This is a genomic window from Streptomyces sp. NPDC048142, from assembly GCF_043202835.1.
GTDB lineage: Bacteria > Actinomycetota > Actinomycetes > Streptomycetales > Streptomycetaceae > Streptomyces.
This window is the reverse complement of the sequence record NZ_JBIDBC010000015.1, coordinates 151678-168479: the sequence shown is the minus strand read 5'-3', so window position 1 is coordinate 168479 and position 16802 is coordinate 151678. Positions and strand designations below refer to the sequence as shown.

Sequence of the window (16802 nt, the reverse complement as noted above, 5' to 3'; positions counted from 1 at the left end):
TCAACTGTCTCCGCGTCATGCACACCGGACTACACGATCCACCCCCGAAGCGAGGGCGAATCCCGCAGATTGATCACGACTCGATACAGGCCCTAGTGCGCCGAGGCCGGTGGTGGGGTCGATGCGGTCCGTGCCGGTGCGCAGCACGGTGGCCGCGAGCGCGGCGAACCGCTCGGCGACCAGGGCGCGGCGGGTCTCCTCGTCGGCGGCGCGGAAGGTGTCGAGGAATCCGTTGCCGGATACGGCGTCCGGGGGCGGGGCGGCGGCTGCCGCGAGGTCGGCGACCAGTGGCGGCGGGGACGGGTACCAGGCGAGGAAGACGGGCCAGTCGACGACGGTGGCGACGACCAGCTGGGCGTGGTCCTGGCCGATGACGCGCTCCAGGACGGCCATGCCGGCGTCCGGGGACAGTGAGCTCATGCCACGGCTGTGCATGTAGTGGTCGACCAGGCCGAGTTCCTCGATCATTCCGGTGGCCCAGGGGCCCCAGTCCAGGCTCAGCGCGGGCAGCCCCTGGGTGCGGCGGTGGTGGGCGAGGGCGTCCAGGAAGGCGTTACCGGCGGCGTAGTTGGTCTGGCCGGCCGTGGTCAGCAGGGAGGCGATCGAGGCGAAGAGCACGAAGTGTTCGAGGGGTTCGTCCCGCAGGTGCCGGTGCAGGAGGTGGGCGCCGACGGTCTTGGGGTCGTGGACGGCGTCGAAGGCGGCCCGGTCCAGATCGGCGACGAGCGTGTCGCGGACCTGTCCTGCCAGGTGGAACACCCCGCGTACGGGCGGCGCACCGCTGCTCCGGTGGGCGTCGAGCCAGCCGGTCAGGGCGTCCTCGTCGGTGATGTCGAGCGTCGCGAGGACGGGCTGCGCGCCGAGCGCCTCCAGCTCGCGGATCAGGGCCACGGCCCGGCCCTCGGCGGTGGCGGGGTCGGTGCCCGCCCATTTCTCCCGGGCCGGGACGGGGGTGCGCCCGACCAGGACGATCCGGCGGGCCCCGCGTCGTACGAGGGTGCGGCACAGCAGGCGGCCGAGCGCGCCGAACGCGCCGGTGACCAGGTAGCTTCCATCCGCCCGCAGGCGCAGCGGCAGCGGTCGGGTCAGGCTCTCGGCGGGGCGGAGGCGGCTGGTGCGGCGGCCGCCGTCGCGCAGGGCGATCTCCTCCTCGTCGTCGCTCAGTGCCTCGCGCAGGAGCGCTTCGGCCTCGGCCCGGTCGCCCTCGGGGCCCGGCTGCCGCCGGGGGTCGAGGTCGATGAGCTTGCCGGGGTGTTCGATCAGCTCCTGGTGCCGCAGCACGCGGCCGATGCCCCAGGCGGGTGCTCCGAGGGGTTCGGGCCCCTCGCCGGGCAGGGCGGGCTGGGCGCCGCGGGTGACGATGTGCAGGCGGCCTGCGCCGCCCCGGGCGAGCAGGAGCCGGGCGAGGGCGATCAGCGAGTACGCGCCCGCGCCGGTGTGGTCGCGCAGGGAGGCCGGGTCGCATGCGGCGAGGGCGGGCGCGTCGAGGTTCCACAGGTGCAGGACTGTTCCCCGGAAGGGGCCGCCGTCGCGGTCCAGGTCGGCCAGGAGCCGGCGGAGACCGGCGTCGGAGCCGGGGTCGACGGTGAACGTGGCGCCGTCTCCGGAGGCGGTGTAGGCCGCGCCCCGGCGCACCAGGCGGCAGCGTTCGCCCCGGGCAGCGGCGAGGGCGGCGAAGGCGTCCGCGACGCCCCCGGTGTCGGCGAGGACCAGCCAGTCGTGGTCCCGTGCGGCGGCCGCGGGCGCCGGCCGCGGATCACCGTCGCGCCCCGGCGGCTCGCCGCGTACGCCTCCGTCGCCCGGGTCCCGCCGCCGGGCGGCGGTGTCCTCGGCGGGCAGCGGCGGGCAGTCGGTCCAGACGGGTTCGGCGAGCCAGGAGTCGATCGTGGTCCGGGCGACGGCGGTGGCGGCCTTCTGCACGTCGGCGCGCGGAAGCCGTGGACGCGGCCGAGCGGCGTGCCGTCGTCGGCGTACAGGTCGATGTTCCCGAGGGTGGTGTCCGCGTCGCCGGGGAGCAGGGTGGCGTGGGCCCAGAACGGCTGGTCGCCGATGGGTTCGAGGGCGACCTCCTCCAGGCGGAGCGGCAGCCTGATCCCGGTGTCCGGTACGGGATCTCCGGGGGTCAGCGGGATCAGTGGAATCAGTGGAATCAGGAGGGTCTGGAAACAGGCGTCGAGGAGGACGGGGTGGAGGTGGTGGCCGGCGGCGTCGTCGCCGATCGCCCGGGGCGGGCGGATCCGGGCGAGGACTTCTCCGGCGCCGATCCAGACCTCCTCGACGGCCTGGAAGGCGGGGCCGTAGTGGTAGCCGAGGGCGGCCAGTGCGGTGTAGCAGTCGGGTCCTTCGAGGTGCCTCGGGGACCGGGCCCGGATCGCGGGGGCGTCGAGCGGCCGGGCGGTGCGGCGACGCTGCCCGGTGCGGACGATCCCGCTCGCGTGCACGGTCCGTTCCCCGTCGTCCCCGGCCGGGGAGGCGATGGTGAAGGCGGCGTTCTCCAGGGAGAGCGACACCTCCACGCTCCGGTCCTCGCCGTCGGGCAGGAAGAGGGCCTTGCGCAGATCGATGTCGGCGAGGACGGCGGTGGTGCCGCCGGTGAGCCGCAGGACGGCCTGGGCGGCCATCTCCAGGTAGCCGGCGGCGGGGAAGACCACGGTGTCCTGGATGCGGTGGTCGGCGAGGTAGGGCAGGTCCTCGGTGTCCAGGCGGGCCTGCCAGGTGGGTTGTGTGGTGTCGGTGCGGCGGCCGAGGAGGGGGTGGTCGCGGTGGCCAAGCCGGACCTGGGCGACCGGCCGGGGTTCGGTCCAGTGGCGGTCGCGGCGGAAGGGGTGGCGGGGCAGGGTGACGGGCCGGCCGGCCGGCTGGAGCACGCTCCAGTCGACGGTGACGCCCAGATTGTGGAGAGAGCCGAGGGAGGCGGCGAAGCACTCGCTCTCGTCCTCCCGGCGGCGGATCGAGGGCACGGTGAGTCCCCACGTCCCGGCCGCGTCGAGGCTTTCGCGGATCGCATGGCCGAGGACCGGGTGGGGGCCGATCTCCAGGAACACGTGGTGGCCGTCGTCGGCGATGCGGTCGAGCGCGGAGCGGAAGCGCACCCGGTCGCGGACGTTCTTCCACCAGTAGGCGGCGTCCAGCTCCTCACCTCGGGCGGCCCCCTCGACACCGGTCAGGTACAGCGGGAGTTGGGCCGGGCGCGGTTCCAACGGAGCGAGAGCCCGAAGGAGTTCATCCTTGATCCGTTCCATGGCGACGCTGTGGTAGGGCACTTCGACGGTGAGGAACTGCGCGAACTGCTGCTCGGCCCGCAGCTCCTGGGCCAGCAGGGTCAGCGTCGCCTCGTCCCCGGCCAGGGTGATCGCGGTGGGGCTGTTGACGGCGGCGACGGAGACCCGGTCGCTGTAGGGGCCTACCCGGCGCTCGGCCTCCTCCTCCGACAGGCTCACCGCGAGCATCGCGCCCGTGCCGGCCAGGGTCTGCTGGAGGCGGCTGCGGTGCACGGCGATCCTGGCCGCGTCCCGCAGGGAGTAGACGCCCGCCGCGTGAAAGGCGGCGATCTCGCCGGTGCTGTGGCCGACCACGGCGTCGGGACGCACCCCGTGGGACCGCCACAGGGCCGCCAGGGCGACCTGTACGGCGAAGTTCGCGGGCTGGGCGAGCCAGGTCTCCCCCATCCGGGAGACGGACTCGTCGGCGGTCATCTCCTCGATCAGGGACCAGTCGGCGAACTCCCGCAGCGCCCGGTCGCAGGCGGTGACGGCGTCGCGGAAGACCGGTTCCTCCGCCAGCAGTTGGCGTCCCATGCCCCACCACTGGGGGCCCATTCCGGTGAAGACCTGGACCAGCTTGCGGTCGGCGGCGTCCCGGGCCCGGCCGCGGGCGACCCGGGGGTGGGGCTCGCCGCGCCCGTGGGCGGCCAGGGCTTCGTCGAGGGAGGCGCGGGAGGAGTAGACGACGGACAGCCGCTCGGGGAGGTGCTGGCGGCGGTGGGCCAGGGTGTGGCCGAGGTCGTCGAGGGCCACGGCCGGGCCGTTGTCGCCCGCCAGTTCGCCCCGGATCCCGGCCGCCATCTCCACCAGGGCGTCCGGATCGCGGGCGCTGAGCGGCAGGATGCTCCAGCGGCGCCCGGCGGGTGCGGCGGGGCGGATGTCCGGCGCCGGCCGCGGGGCCTCCTCCAGGACGACATGGGCGTTGGTGCCGCCGAATCCGAAGGAGTTGACCCCGGCGCGGGCGGGCCCTTCGTGTGTGGGCCAGGCGGTGGGCCGGGTGGGGATCTCGTAGGGCAGGGCCGCCGCGTCGATGGCGGGGTTGAGGTTCTCCAGGTTGATGTGGGGCGGGATCGTCCGGTGTTCGATGCTCAGGACGGTCTTGATCAGCCCGGCGATCCCGGCGGCGGCTTCGGTATGGCCGATGTTCGCCTTGACCGAGCCGACGTAGGCGCGGGCGCCGGGGGCCCGTCCGATGGTCAGCGCGCGGGCCAGGGCGTCGGCCTCGATCGGGTCGCCGACCGGGGTCGAGGTGCCGTGCGCCTCCATGTACTGGAGCTCGCCGGGGGTGATGCCCGCCTCGGCGCAGACCCGGCGGATGAGGTCGACCTGTGCGTCGGGGTTGGGCACGGTGATGCCGTTGGTGCGGCCGTCCTGGTTGACGCCGCTGCCGAGGATCACCGCGTGGATCCGGTCCCCGTCCCGCACGGCGTCGTCCAGCCGCTTCAGCGCGACCAGGCCGACGCCTTCGGCCCGTACGTAACCGTCGGCCGCTGCGTCGAACGTACGGGAGCGGCCCTCGGGCGACAGGAATCCGCCCTTCGTCTCGGCGACGGTGTACTGCGGGGCCATGTGCAGCAGGGTGCCGCCGGCCAGGGCGAGGTCGCTCTCGCCGCTGTCGAGCGCCTGGCACGCGAGGTGGACGGCGACCAGGGAGGAGCTGCACGCGGTGTCGATGGACAGGCTGGGGCCGCGGAAGTCGAAGCAGTACGAGAGGCGGTTCGACACCATCGTCATCATGGTCCCGGTCGCGGTGTGGGCGGCCAGCGAGGTGAAGCCCAGGTCGGCGAACTGCAGGATCTTGTAGTCCAGGGTGAACGCGCCGACGTAGACGGCGACGTTGCCGCCTGCGAGGTCGGCGGGCCGCTGGCCGCCGTCCTCCAGGGCGTCCCAGGCCACTTCGAGCAGTTTGCGCTGCTGCGGGTCCATGTGGTCGGCCTCGCGGGGGCTGATGCCGAAGAACGCGGGGTCGAACTCGTCGAAGCCGTCGATGTATCCGCCGCGGCCGCCGACGAGCCGACCGGGTTTGTCGCGGAACCGGCTGCCGAGCGTACGGACGTCGTAGCGGTCGGACGGGGTGGGCGTGACGCAGTCCTTGCCCTCCACCAGATTCCGCCAGTACGTGCGGTGGTCCGAGGCGCCGCCGGGCAGACGGCAGCCCATCCCGATGATCGCCACCTTGTTGCGTAGCGCCCGGTTGTTCGCGTCGGCCATGCGGACTCCTCAAGTCGTGGTGGTACGTCAGGGATCGGCGGTCACTCCGGCCGGAGGCCCGGTGCCGGTCTGCGTCGCCAGGGGTGCAGGAGGGCGGCGAGGATCTCGCCGGTGCCGGGGAAGGACGTGGGGTCGTACAGGCCCACGGCGGTGGGCTCACGGCCGGGGTACCAGGTGAAGCTGCCGAAGAGGTGGTCCCAGCACGACAGGTCGGAGCCGTAGTGGCCGGCTTCGGACGGATCGGTGCTGTGGTGCAGCCGGTGCTGCTCGGGACTGGCCAGCAGATGGTTGAGCGGTCCGATGCGGACATCGATGTTGGCGTGGACGAAGTAGCCCTGGGCGGCGACGAAGAGTCCGACCACCAGCACCGCGGGGCGGGAGAATCCGAAGAGGGCCAGGGTCAACTGGACGAGGCCCTGGGCCAGGACGATGTCCAGCACGTGGTTGACGCCGTTGTTGGCGACATTGACCTTCTCCGGCACGTGATGCACTCCGTGCAATCGCCAGAGCAGGGCGTTCCGGTGGCCCAGCCGGTGCACCGAAAAGCTGACGAGCGATCCGGCGAGGAGCGCGCCCGGGATCTCCACCCAGAGGTGGCCGGCCGGCTCCTCCGGCGAGATCAGGCCGACGGCCAGCGCGACCAGGAGTTGCGCCAGACCGCTTCCGGCCATGGTGAGCAGGAAGTAGATGCCGTACCAGCGCCATTCGGCCTTTCCGGGGTACCAGTTCCGGTCATAAGGAATCAGCCGCTCCAGGAGGGCCAGATAGGCGATGACCCCGACCAGGAAAAGCGAACTGACCCATGCCGGATCCCACTGGAGCCACAATGCGGCCACTCCCACGGATACGACCGCGAGGAGGAGAACCGGGTACGCAGCGACACGAAGAAGCCGAGCGGGAGCATGACCGGCCCTCCCCTTCCGGTCGACCGAATAGTCGACCGAATAGTCGACCGAATAGTCGACCGAATGAATTCCGCCATCGGCGGAGTGCTCGCACTCGTCCATCCGTGACCCTCCACAAGTGACAGTGCCGGGGAGAGAGACCGCCGCACCACATCAGGGCAGGCCAGAACACCCTGGGAAGCGACAGGAAACCCCGGGCGGCAGCCATGGCCCCGCACGGGCGACTTCTGGACACCCGGCCTCGATGAAATCCGGCCGTGGCGTGAACTGATGCCCCCGACCCCATCAGCCCAGATCATCTATTTCCCGTTCTCACGACTTTAATCCCGACCGACTCGCAGAAATCGTCCGGCGCATTTATCTGTGCCGAGAATGCGAGAAGGATCGCACAACCGAGGTGAGTTCATATGTGCGAGCAATTCTTTCGTAGGATCATCGCGACGGTTGAGTACGGCGTATTCCGGTACGCCGGGAAACACTGTCCTACGCTCGGGCGCGTATTCGGACAGGGAGCGGTGCGCCCGCGCGAAACCAGCTCTCCCAACAGCGCCCCGGAGCAAGGCCCCGGAGCGAGGCGCCGAGCGGGGCTCCGCCGGAGGGCTCCCGCTCCTTCCACCGGAGGGCATCGCCCTGCGATGATCACAGCGAGATCCGGCAGCACATCAGCGAATCGAGGGGCCCCCTTGTCGTACGATGTCGGCGCGGTGCGCGCACAGTTCCCCGCCCTTCGGTCCGGTACGGCGCACTTCGACGGGCCGGGCGGCACCCAGACCCCGGCCTCCGTCATCGCCGCGATCGGCGAGGCGATGAGCGGACCCCTGTCGATCCGGGGCACCGGGCTGCCCGGGGAGGTGAACGCGGAGGAGATCGTCCGCGGGTTCCGGCAGGCGATGGCGGACCTGCTGGGCGCGGACCCGGGCGAGATCGTGTTCGGCCGCAGCGCGACCCAGCTCACGTACGACTTCTCGCGCACCCTGTCCAGGGCCTGGAGCCCGGGGGACGAGGTGGTGGTCAGTCGGCTGGACCACGATGCCAACATCCGCCCGTGGGTGCACGCGGCCGAGCGGGCGGGGGCGGTGGTGCGGTGGGCCGACTTCGATCCGTCGACCGGCGAGCTTCCCCCCGAGGCGGTAGGCGCACAGATCACCGGGCGGACCCGGCTGGTCGCGGTGACCGGCGCCTCCAACCTCATCGGCACCCGGCCCGACATCCCGGCCATCGCCGAACTGGTCCACCGGGCCGGCGCGCTGCTGTACGTGGACGGGGTCCATCTGACGGCCCACCACGCGGTGGATGTGGAGCGGCTCGGGGCGGACTTCTTCGTCTGCTCCCCGTACAAGTTCTTCGGACCCCATCACGGGGTGCTCGCCGCCCGGCCCGAACTGCTCGGCACTCTCCGCCCGGACAAGCTGGCGCCCTCCACCGACGCCGTGCCGGAACGCTTCGAACTCGGCACCCTCCCCTACGAGTCCATGGCGGGGACCCGCGCGGCGGTGGACTTCCTCGCGGGCCTGGGCACCGGCGCGGACGGGGCGGGCGGGCGTCGGGCGCGGTTGCGGTCGGCGTACGCGGCGATCGACGCCCACGAGACGGAGCTGCGGCAGACCATCGAGAAGGCGGTGGACGAACTGGGCGGGGCGACGGTCCATTCCCGTGCCGCCGAACGCACCCCCACCCTGCTGCTCACCTTCGACGGCCGGGACGCGGCGGACGCCTACCGGTCCCTCGCCCGCTCCGGGGTGCACGCGCCCGCCGGTTCCTTCTACGCCCTGGAGGCCTCCCGCCACCTGGGGCTCGGAGACAGCGGCGGCCTGCGCGTCGGACTCTGCGCGTACAACGACACGGACGACGTGGAGCGCCTTCTGAGGGGACTCGCGGACTGGCTGCGGTGACGGCGGCCGTCGTCACCGCGCACCGAGTGCGGCCAGTGCGTCCACCGCTTCGGTGAGCCCGGACGGGTGCCGGGTTCCCGGGGGCTGCCGCCCGGCCCAGCCGGGTCCGGCGGTGAAGACGACGGGCCGCCTGCGCGCGCCCCGTACGCCCCACTCGATCGCCTCCACCCGGGCCGCGAGCGAACGGCTCGCCGTGCCGTGCGACTGAGCCCAGAGCACCACCGCGTCGGGTCCGGTGCGCCGGACCGCCTCCTCCAGCGCCTCGACGGGCAGCGCGGCGCCGAACATACGGACCGACAGCCCGTGCCGGGTGAGCGTGGCGGCGAGTGCCTCCAGGGCCAGCGTGTGGGTCTCACCCGGTACGCAGGCCAGCAGGGAGAGGCCCGCACCGGGGGCGGGGGGCCCGGCGGCACGGACACCGCGCAGCGCGCCGGAGACGTGCCAGGACAGCAGATGCTCGACCTCGATGTACCGCTCCCCCGCGGTCTCCCACTTGCGGCCCACCGCGTGCAGCACCGGCGCCATCACCTCGTCCCAGGCGGCCGGCAGCCCGTAGCGGTCGAGGACCTCCGTGAGCAGTTCCTCCATGGCCGGCGCGTCCAGCCGGAGCGCCGCCCGGGCCAGGCCTCGGCACTCGCGGCGGGCACTGCCGAGCGGAAGTCCCCCGGGGGCCCGTGACGGGTGCCCGCGCCGTGGCGGGGCCGTGGCGCCGGACGCTCCGGCCAGGACGGCACGAGCGGCCTCGGCCGGCGGCAGGCCCGCGCTCGTCAGGCGGCACATGCGCCGCAGGGCGGCGATGTCGGCCCCGGTCCAGCGACGATGCCGGCCGCCCTCCCGTGCGGCCGGGCCGATGCCGTAGCGGCGGTCCCAGGAACGCAGCGTCGTCGGCGCGACTCCAAGAAGGCGGGCCACCGCACCGGTGGTCAGCCCTCCGTCGGCCGGCGTCCGCGGGGGCCGGCCACCCGTGCGGCGACCCGCCGGGTCCGCCACGGGTTCCGCCACAGAGTCCATAAAACCCACTATACGATGCAAAAACGATGCATGTTGCCCGGCCTGTCGCCGCAGGGTTCGCTGGAGTCACCGGGCCCCGCGTGATGCCCCCAGCCGCACCGTCGCCCCCGCCCCGAACCGCGGCAGAACGGACAGGAGACGGCCATGAAACTGAGCGACGAACTCCCCGTCGATCACCGGCTGGTGAAGGTGTACCGGATCGGCGCGGGTCTCTGCGGCGCCATCCTGCTGACCTTCGGCATCCTCGGCTTCACGAGTCGGCTGAGCTTCTTCGACACCAGCGGCGACCACATCGCCGGACTGTCGACCAACGGTCTGCTGAGCCTGATCTCGGTGGTCGTCGGCGGGCTGCTGATCGCCGGGGCCGCGGTGGGCGGGAACGTCGCGTCCACCCTGAACATGACGATCGGCGCGCTCTTCCTGCTGAGCGGCTTCGGCCACCTCTTCATCCTGGACCGGGCCGCGAACATCCTGGACTTCGGGATGCCGAACGTCGTCTTCAGCTTCGTGATGGGGCTGCTGATCCTCACGTTCGGCATGTACGGGCGAGTGACGGGCGGCCTTCCGCACGACAATCCGTAAGGCATTCATGCTTCCCGGTTGCCCCGGTCCGACACAGCGATGTCATGAGCGCATCGGAACGTGACTTTCGACGCAGAAACGACGCGGCGCGCGGTCCGGGCGGACGCGCGTCAGCGTGGGAGAGAAGGAGAAAACCCACCCCCGCTCGCCGGAGGAGACATCATGACGATCACCCGTCTGCAGCGCACCGCGGCGGCCGCCGCGGCACTGGCCTTTCCCGCCTCTCTGGCGTTCTTCGCTCCGCAGGCCCAGGCCGAGGCACCTGCCGAACCGTACGGCCCCGCCTGCTCCTCCGTGCCGGAGGAGGGCGCAGGCAGCCTGGAGGTCATGGCGAAGGACCCGGTCGCCACCGCCGCGTCCAACAACCCCGAACTCTCCACCCTCGTCAGCGCGGTGGAGAAGGCCGGCCTGGTCGACACGCTCAACAACGCGGAGAACATCACGGTCTTCGCGCCGACCAACGCCGCCTTCGAGAAGGTCCCGAAGGCCGATCTGGAAGCACTCCTCAACGACAAGGCCGAGCTCACCAAGGTGTTGACATACCACGTGGTGGGCGAGAAGGTCACGACCCAGCAGATGGAGGACGGCACCTTCAAGACGCTGGAGGGCAGCGACCTCACGACGAAGGGATCGGGCACCGAGTTCACGGTGAACGACTCCTCGAAGATCGTCTGCGGCAACGTGCCGACGGCGAACGCCACGGTGAACCTGGTCGACACCGTGCTCATGCCGCCGTCGTAGAGACGGTTGCGCCGTCGCCCTCGCACACAGCGGATCCCGTGCCCGGACCCCGCGGTCCGGGCACGGCGCGACGGTCCGGGCCCGGCCCCCGCGCGCCCGTTCTATACGCTGAGGGCGTGACCAGCGCCGACGACCGACCGACCCGCAGCAGCGGCGCCCCGGAACCCGGGGCGCCGCTCGCGGACCTCCAGGCGTTCGCGGTGGAGCTCCGCCGGATGAACGGCGAGATCAACCGGATGACCCACGGTTTCGCGGCGAACCAGCAGCTGCATCCCACGGATGTGAGCGCGCTCGCGGCCATCCTCGACGCCCCGTCTCCCCTCACCCCCGGGGCCCTGCGCGAGCATCTGGGTCTCACCTCCGGCGCGGTGACCGCCTGCCTGGACCGACTGGAGCGGGCCGGTCATGTACGCCGGGCCCGCGAGAGCACCGACCGCCGGGTCGTGCACGTGTACTACGAGGCGAGCGCCCGGACGGCCGCCCGCGACTACTTCATGCCGCTCGCCGAGGCCACGGCACGAGCCAGGGCGCGCTTCAGCGAGACGGAGCTGGCGACCGTCCTGCGGTTCCTCGCCGCCATGAACGAGGAGCTGGGCGAGGTTCCCACGGCGCGTCGCTGAGCTTTCTCTGCCGGGTCGGGTGCGTCCATGGGAGGGCGGGCGGCCGTCGAACCCACCCCCTGCGGTCACCCGCACGAGCAGTCCCGTAATGTATTTCAGCGATTGAGATTGTTCGCTATTGGGATATCTCCACTCCCGGGAGAGACATGTCCACCTCTGCACGCTCCGCGCGGTCGATCCGCCGGCTTGTCCCCTTCGTGCTGCTGATCGCGTGGCTCGGCATCGGCGGCGGGCTCGGCCCGTACGCAGGGAAGCTCGGCGAGGTCGCCACCAACGACCAGGCCGCCTTCCTGCCCCAGAACGCGGAGTCCACCCAAGTCATCGACGCGCAGAAGGCGTTCCAGCAGGACGAGACCCTGCCGGTCATCGTCGTCTGGACCTCGGCGGAGCCGGACGCGCCGGTGAGCGACGAGCAGCGGGAGGCCGCCACCGGCGCCCTCGCCTCGCTCGCCGGGAGCGACGGCGTCGTCGGCGCCCCCTCCCCCGCGCTGCCCTCCGAGGACGGCCTCGCGCTCCAGGGCATCGTGCAGCTGAGCCCCGGCCTGGGGGACGAACTGCCGACCGTGCTGGAGAGGATCGAGGAGGCAGGCGCGTCCGTGCCCGGCACGACGGTCCGGCTGGCGGGGCCGGCCGCGAGTCAGGCCGATCTGTCCGACGCCTTCGCGGGCATCGACGGGCTGCTGCTCGGGGTCGCGCTGATCGCGGTGCTCGTCATCCTGCTGCTGGTCTACCGCAGCGTGCTGCTGCCCTTCGTCATCATCATCGGCGCCGTGTTCGCCCTCGCCCTGTCCTGTGCGATCGTCTACGCCCTCGCCGACCACGACATCGTGCGCGTGGACGGTCAGGTGCAGGGCATCCTGTCGATCCTGGTGATCGGCGCGGCGACGGACTACGCACTGCTGCTCACCGCCCGGTTCCGCGAGGAACTCGCCGTCCGCGACGACCGGTTCACCGCGATGCGCATCGCGCTGCGCGAGTCCTTCGGCCCGATCACGGCGAGCGCCGCGACAGTGGCGGCGGGCCTGCTCGCGCTGCTGCTCAGCGACCTCACCAACAACCGGGCGCTCGGGCCGGTGGGCGCGATCGGCATCGTCTGCTCGGTCCTGAGCGCTCTCACCTTCCTGCCCGCCGTCCTCGTGCTGCTGGGCCGGACCGCCTACTGGCCTGCGAAGCCCAAGCCCACGGCCGACATGACGTCCGGCGGCCACGGCATCTGGCACCGGGTCGCCGCCCTCGTCGACCGGGCGCCCCGCAAGGTCTGGGCGATCACCCTGGCGGCCCTGATCGCCTGTGCCGCGTTCGCGCCCACCCTCACGTCCAAGGGGGTGCCGCTCGACGAGATCTTCGTCAACGACGCCCCGTCCGTGGCCGCCCAGGAAGCGCTGAGCGAGCACTTCCCCGGCGGTTCGGGCAATCCGGTGGTGATCATCTCGGCGGCCGACCGGCTGACCGAGGTCAGCGAGGCCGCCGGCCGTACCGACGGGGTGGCCTCCGTCGCGCCGGTGAGCGCGAGCGGGCGGCCGGTCGGCGAACCGCTCGTCGTCGACGGCAGGGTCCGCATCGACGCGACCCTCGAGGACGCGGCCGACAGCGACGGCGCCAAGGAGACCGTGGCCGCGCTGCGCACCGCGGTCCACGCCGCGCCCGGATCGGACGCCCTGGTCGGCGGCTACACCGCCCAGCAGTACGACACCCAGCGGACGGCGGAGGACGACCGCATGCTGATCGTGCCGGTGGTGCTGGCGATCATCCTGGTGATCCTGGTGCTCCTGCTGCGGTCGCTGCTCATGCCGGTGCTGCTCGTGGCGACGGTGGCACTGAACTTCCTGGCCACACTCGGGATTTCCTCGCTGGTCTTCACCCATGTGTTCGGCTTCAGCGGCACGGATTCGTCGGTACCCCTGTACGGATTCGTCTTCCTGGTCGCCCTCGGCGTCGACTACAACATCTTCCTGATGTCCCGGGTCCGGGAGGAGTCGCTGCGGCACGGCACCAGGGAGGGCATCCTCCGCGGGCTCACCACGACCGGCGGGGTCATCACATCGGCGGGCGTCGTCCTGGCCGCCACCTTCGCCGCACTGGGTGTGATCCCCCTGGCGTTCCTGCTCCAGATCGCGTTCATCGTGGCCTTCGGCGTCCTGCTGGACACGCTGGTCGTCCGGTCGCTCCTCGTCCCGGCGCTGGTACGGGACATCGGACCGAGAGCCTGGTGGCCGGGGGCCCTGAGCCGCGAGACGTCCTAAGGCCGGCGCAGGGCGTCCCCCGGAGCCCAGCCCGGGTCCCGGTAGGCCGCCAGGGCCCAGATGACGAAGATGTCCAGGGCGATGACGATCACCGACCAGAGGGGCGCGTACGGCAGGAAGAGGAAGTGCGCAAAGAGGTTCAGGGAGGCGAAAAGGATGCCGGCCACCCGGGCGCCACCCACCCCCTTGAGCAGTCCGGCCCCGGTGGCGGCCACGCAGACGCCGAGCACCAGGTGGATCCAGCCCCAGCCGGTGAGGCTGAACCGGTAGAGGTATTCGCCGACGTCGCCGTAGACGTCTCCGTCGGCCAGGGCCGCGATGCCCTCCAGAGCCGCCACGACGCCCTGGCAGAGCATCAGCAGCCCGGCGAAGAGCACACCGCCGGTCACCCAGAGGCTGTCCGGATCGGGCGCCGGGGCGGGTCCGGCCGGGCCGTCGCCGCGCTGCCACGGCGCGTCCCCCTGACCGGGTCCGGGCCGGGGCCCCAGGGTGAAGCCGGTCGGCGGCGGGGCGTCGGGGCGGAAGGGATCCTCGCTCATCAGAACTCCTGCTGCTCCCGGTCGGCCTGCGCCCTCGTGCGCCTGCCGACCACCGCGGCGGCCGCTGCCGCACTGCCCGCGAAGGCCAGCGCGACCATCCAGGGGCGGTCGAAGACATGGTGGGTGGCGTGGTCGACGGAGTAGCGCCCGGGGCCGGACAGGCCGATCGCCGCGGCGGTGAACCCGAGGAACGCCGGGTACTCGTAGCCGCCGCCCTGCGCGAAGAAGCCCGCCGGAGCGTGCACGGCCACGGCACCCGCCATCGCCCCGGCGGCCGCCGCGCCCGCCGCCGGTGTGGCGAGGCCCAGCGCCAGCAGTACGCCGCCACCCGCCTCGCCGAGCCCGGCGGCCACCGCGCTGTGCTTGGGCGGGTGGAATCCCATCGCCTCCATGGCGGCCGTGGTGCCCTGGATGCCTCCGCCGCCGAACCAGCCGGCCAGTTTCTGGCTGCCGTGGGCGGCGAGCACCGCGCCGGTGCCGACGCGCAGGGCGAGCAGACCTAGATCACGCCGGTTGACGCAGACCATGAGGGCTCCCGGGGTGAGGGGGTTCGGTACGGGTCCCACTCTCGTCGGCGGGTGGCGGACGGGCGCGGCCGAGTACGCCGTACGGGGCGCGGGCCGGGCGCCCCAGGGGCCGGGTGCGACGCAGATCATTGTGCAACTTGTTGCATAAGCGCGTAGGGGTGGTCTACAACTGACCCGACGACCCTGCGCGGAGGAGACCCCATGAGCCTGTACCCGAACCTGCTGAGCCCGTTGGACCTCGGGTTCACCACCCTTCCCAACCGGGTGCTCATGGGATCGATGCACATCGGTCTGGAGGAGGCCGAGCGCGGCTTCGAGCGGATGGCCGCGTTCTACGCCGAGCGCGCCCGGGGCGGCGTCGGCCTCATCGTCACCGGCGGCATCGCCCCCAGCGAGCGGGCCTGCTCCTTTCCCGGCGGGGCCAAGATGACGACCGGGGCGGAGGCGGAGCAGCACCGGGAGATCACCTCGGCGGTGCACGCGGCGGGCGGCCGGATCGCGATGCAGATCCTGCACTTCGGGCGGTACGCGCACCACCCCGACCTGGTGGCGCCGAGCGCGCTCAAGGCCCCGATCAGCGGGTTCACCCCGAACGCGCTGACCGACGACCAGGTCGAGGAGACCATCGAGGAGTTCGTCCGGGCGGCCGCTCTGGCGCGTCTCGCGGGCTACGACGGCGTTGAGATCATGGGCTCCGAGGGCTATCTGATCAACGAGTTCATCGTCTCCGCGACCAACCACCGCACCGACCGCTGGGGCGGCTCGTACGAGAACCGGATGCGCCTGCCCGTCGAGATCGTGCGCCGGGTCCGCGAGCGGGTCGGCGACGACTTCATCCTGATCTACCGGCTCTCCATGCTGGACCTGGTGCCGGGCGGCTCGACGCTGGAGGAGGTCGTGACGCTGGCGAAGGAGATCGAGGCGGCGGGCGCGACGATCATCAACACCGGCATCGGCTGGCACGAGGCGCGGATTCCGACCATCGCCACCTCCGTGCCGCGCGGTGCGTTCAGCTGGGTGACCGAGAAGGTGCGCGGCGCGGTCTCCGTACCGCTGGTGACGAGCAACCGCATCAACACCCCCGAGGTCGCCGAGGAGATCCTCGCCTCGGGCCGGGCCGACATGGTCTCCATGGCCAGGCCCTTCCTCGCCGACCCGGAGTTCGTCGCGAAGGCGGCGGCGGGCCGGGCGGACGCGATCAACACCTGCATCGGTTGCAACCAGGCGTGCCTGGACCACGTTTTCAGCCTCAAGATCACCTCCTGTCTGGTCAATCCGCGCGCCTGCCACGAGACCGAGCTGGTCCTGAGTCCGACCCGGAACCGTAAGCGCGTCGCGGTGGTCGGTGCCGGTCCGGCGGGCCTCGCCTGCTCCGTCACAGCGGCCGAGCGCGGGCACGCGGTGACCCTGTTCGACACGGCGGACGAGATCGGCGGGCAGCTGAACGTGGCACGCCGGGTGCCGGGCAAGGAGGAGTTCGACGAGACGCTGCGCTACTTCCGTACGCGGCTGGCCGAGCTCGACGTCGATGTCCGGCTCGGCACCCCGGCGGACGCGGGAACGCTGGACGGCTTCGACGAGATCGTGCTCGCCACCGGCGTCGAGCCGCGCACCCCGGCGATCCCCGGCACGGACCGCCCGAACGTCGTCAGCTATCTGGACGTGCTGCGCGACGGGGCGCCGGTCGGCGACCGGGTCGCGATCGTCGGAGCGGGCGGCATCGGCTTCGACGTCGCGGAGTTCCTGACCGACGGCGGCGACGCGGCGAGCCTGGACGCGGACACGTTCTTCCGGCAGTGGGGCGTGGACACCGCCTACGCGGAGCGCGGCGGGCTGCGCGCCCCCGCGCGTCCCACATCGCCGCGCACGGTCCACCTGGTCCAGCGCAGGACCACCAAGGTCGGCGCGGGGCTCGGCAAGACCACGGGGTGGATCCACCGCACCGAACTGCGCCACCGGGGCGTCGAGATGATCGCCGGAGCCTCCTACGACCTGATCGACGACGAGGGCCTCCACCTCACCGTCGACGGTGAGCGACGGGTGCTGCCGGTCGACACGGTGGTGCTGTGCGCCGGTCAGGAACCGCGCCGCGAGCTGTACGAGAAGCTGCGCGCGGGGGCCGTCCCGGTCCATCTGATCGGCGGCGCGGACGTGGCGGCCGAGCTGGACGCGAAGCGGGCCATCCGCCAGGGCACGGAACTCGCCGCAGCGCTGTGAGGGCGCGGGCCCCGGCCCGGTCCCGGGGAGCCGGCGAAAGGCCCCGCGCCC

At 72.3% G+C, this 16802-nt stretch carries 9 protein-coding genes and 2 pseudogenes; 6 read left to right on the top strand and 5 right to left on the bottom strand.

Going from position 1 to position 16802, the window contains the following annotated elements:
- Positions 1 to 90: 90 nt before the first annotated feature.
- Both ACGF2Y_RS20695 and ACGF2Y_RS20690 read right to left on the bottom strand, forming a co-directional pair.
- A pseudogene (locus ACGF2Y_RS20695) lies at positions 91 to 5474 on the bottom strand (type I polyketide synthase); the annotation flags it as partial.
- Between the two features lie 41 nt (positions 5475 to 5515).
- Positions 5516 to 6481: a sterol desaturase family protein gene (locus ACGF2Y_RS20690; protein ID WP_392949370.1), complete on the bottom strand. Its 966-nt coding sequence runs from the start codon at positions 6479 to 6481 to the stop codon at positions 5516 to 5518.
- Between the two features lie 581 nt (positions 6482 to 7062).
- Here ACGF2Y_RS20690 and ACGF2Y_RS20685 point away from each other — a divergent pair.
- The gene (locus tag ACGF2Y_RS20685; protein ID WP_392949368.1) at positions 7063 to 8271 is read left to right on the top strand and encodes a cysteine desulfurase-like protein; all 1209 of its coding nucleotides are present in this window, start codon (positions 7063 to 7065) and stop codon (positions 8269 to 8271) included.
- Positions 8272 to 8283: 12 nt separating this feature from the next.
- On the opposite strand, the gene ACGF2Y_RS20680 is transcribed toward ACGF2Y_RS20685, so the two are convergent.
- On the bottom strand, positions 8284 to 9282 hold the full coding sequence (locus ACGF2Y_RS20680; protein WP_392949365.1) for a MerR family transcriptional regulator: 999 nt from the start codon (positions 9280 to 9282) through the stop codon (positions 8284 to 8286).
- A gap of 144 nt (positions 9283 to 9426) precedes the next feature.
- Between ACGF2Y_RS20680 and ACGF2Y_RS20675 the strand changes: the two are divergent.
- From ACGF2Y_RS20675 to ACGF2Y_RS20660, 4 genes and pseudogenes are all read left to right on the top strand, one after another.
- Positions 9427 to 9861: pseudogene (locus ACGF2Y_RS20675) on the top strand (DUF4383 domain-containing protein); the annotation flags it as partial.
- Between the two features lie 165 nt (positions 9862 to 10026).
- Entirely contained in the window at positions 10027 to 10605 is a 579-nt protein-coding gene (locus tag ACGF2Y_RS20670; RefSeq protein WP_392949363.1) for a fasciclin domain-containing protein, read from the top strand.
- A 116-nt stretch (positions 10606 to 10721) separates the two neighbouring features.
- Entirely contained in the window at positions 10722 to 11225 is a 504-nt protein-coding gene (locus ACGF2Y_RS20665) for a MarR family winged helix-turn-helix transcriptional regulator (RefSeq protein ID WP_392949360.1), read from the top strand.
- A 146-nt stretch (positions 11226 to 11371) separates the two neighbouring features.
- Positions 11372 to 13468 (top strand): MMPL family transporter, encoded by a 2097-nt coding sequence (locus ACGF2Y_RS20660; RefSeq protein WP_392949358.1) that lies wholly within the window; start codon positions 11372 to 11374, stop codon positions 13466 to 13468.
- Here the strand turns inward: ACGF2Y_RS20660 and ACGF2Y_RS20655 are convergent.
- Complete coding sequence (locus tag ACGF2Y_RS20655; protein ID WP_392949356.1) at positions 13465 to 14007, bottom strand: hypothetical protein; 543 nt, start codon at positions 14005 to 14007, stop codon at positions 13465 to 13467. The genes ACGF2Y_RS20660 and ACGF2Y_RS20655 overlap by 4 nt on opposite strands.
- Entirely contained in the window at positions 14007 to 14534 is a 528-nt protein-coding gene (locus ACGF2Y_RS20650) for a DoxX family protein (RefSeq protein ID WP_392949393.1), read from the bottom strand. Before ACGF2Y_RS20650 ends, ACGF2Y_RS20655 begins: the two co-directional genes overlap by 1 nt.
- A 201-nt stretch (positions 14535 to 14735) precedes the next feature.
- Between ACGF2Y_RS20650 and ACGF2Y_RS20645 the strand changes: the two genes are divergently transcribed.
- Positions 14736 to 16751, top strand: coding sequence for an FAD-dependent oxidoreductase (locus ACGF2Y_RS20645; RefSeq protein ID WP_392949353.1), 2016 nt, complete (start codon positions 14736 to 14738; stop codon positions 16749 to 16751).
- Positions 16752 to 16802 lie beyond the last annotated feature (51 nt).

Coding starts and splice junctions, on each gene's coding strand:
- ACGF2Y_RS20690 (WP_392949370.1), bottom strand. CDS start 6,481: ATGGACGAGTGCGAGCACTCCGCCGATGGCGGAATTCATTCGGTCGAC.
- ACGF2Y_RS20680 (WP_392949365.1), bottom strand. CDS start 9,282: ATGGACTCTGTGGCGGAACCCGTGGCGGACCCGGCGGGTCGCCGCACG.
- ACGF2Y_RS20670 (WP_392949363.1), top strand. CDS start 10,027: ATGACGATCACCCGTCTGCAGCGCACCGCGGCGGCCGCCGCGGCACTG.
- ACGF2Y_RS20660 (WP_392949358.1), top strand. CDS start 11,372: ATGTCCACCTCTGCACGCTCCGCGCGGTCGATCCGCCGGCTTGTCCCC.
- ACGF2Y_RS20655 (WP_392949356.1), bottom strand. CDS start 14,007: ATGAGCGAGGATCCCTTCCGCCCCGACGCCCCGCCGCCGACCGGCTTC.
- ACGF2Y_RS20650 (WP_392949393.1), bottom strand. CDS start 14,534: ATGGTCTGCGTCAACCGGCGTGATCTAGGTCTGCTCGCCCTGCGCGTC.
- ACGF2Y_RS20645 (WP_392949353.1), top strand. CDS start 14,736: ATGAGCCTGTACCCGAACCTGCTGAGCCCGTTGGACCTCGGGTTCACC.